The sequence below is a fragment of the Flavobacterium enshiense DK69 genome (assembly GCF_000498495.1).
GTDB lineage: Bacteria > Bacteroidota > Bacteroidia > Flavobacteriales > Flavobacteriaceae > Flavobacterium > Flavobacterium enshiense.
The window spans coordinates 1-1,286 of record NZ_AVCS01000034.1; the positions used below are offsets into that span (position 1 = coordinate 1).

Below are 1,286 nucleotides of genomic sequence, written 5' to 3' on the forward strand. Positions count from 1 at the left end.
CGAAGTAGAAGGCATGAACAGCAAATGGCATGACGGTCCTGCAGCTATCAGCGAAGACGGTAACACGATGTACTTTGCCAGCGAGACCTTCCGCGATAAAATCTTCGACAAGAGCAAGGAAAAGAAAATCAAATACGGCAAGGTAGGTTTGTTCAGAGCCACCAAAGCGGACGGTAAATGGGGCAACGTACAGGCGCTTCCGTTTAACAACAAAGACTATCAGGTAGGAAACCCGAGTTTGTCCAAAGACGGAAAAACATTGTACTTCTCTTCAGACATGCCGGGCACCATGGGTGGGGCGGACATCTGGAAAGTAGCCATCACGGGTGACAACACTTACGGAACGCCGGAGAACCTTGGTGCTAAGGTGAACACCGAAGGAAGAGAGAACTTCCCGTTCATTAGCGATGACAACAAATTGTACTTCTCATCCGACTCAAGACAAGGATTCGGAGGGCTGGACGTATTTGTGATCGACCTTGAAAAAGGCACAGAGGCTAAAAACGTCGGAAAACCGATCAACTCGGAGAGAGACGATTTTGCCTTCACCTTCGACAGAGACCAGAATATCGGATTCTACTCAAGTAACCGAGGCGGACAGGACGATATCTACATGGCGATTCCGTTATGTAACGTTCAGTTGAACACTACGGTTAAGAATGCTAAAACAGGCGCTATCCTATCGGGAGCTACCGTGGCTATCTTAGACGAGAGAAACAATATGATCGAACACAAAACCACAGGAGCTGACGGTTTGGTACAATACGGAACGGAATGTGACAAAGCCTACACGCTACAAGTATCCAAAGACGGCTTTGTGAGCAAAACCATCGCGGTGGCCAAATCCAAAGGCGGTGAAATGCCGATTGTGGCGGAATTGGATCCGATCGATGTAATCATTACTGATACAGAGGTAATCTTAAACGATATCTTCTTCGAATACAACAAGAGCAACATCACCAAACAAGGTGCATTTGAGTTAGACAAATTGGTTCAGGTGATGAAAAACAGCCCGAACATGGTGATTATGGTTAAATCGCACACGGACAACCGCGGAACGGACCAGTTCAACATGAACTTATCCGATCGTCGTGCCAAAGCTACGGTGCAGTACGTGATTTCTAAAGGAATCGCTAAAGACCGCATCTCGGGCAAAGGATACGGTGAGAGCGAACCGAAAGTACAATGCGACCAATGTACAGACGAGGAACATGCTAAAAACAGACGTTCTGAGTTCATGATCGTGAAGAAATAACCAATCTTGTAAAATGATTGAAAAAGCGCCC

Annotated in this window: 1 protein-coding gene; it reads left to right on the top strand. The window is 46.7% G+C overall.

The genetic code is table 11. The features are described 5' to 3' along the window. The coding region (locus tag FEDK69T_RS15000) for an OmpA family protein (protein WP_035656458.1) at positions 1-1,255 on the top strand (1,255 nt) is incomplete at its 5' end. Between the last annotated feature and the right edge of the window lie 31 nt (positions 1,256-1,286).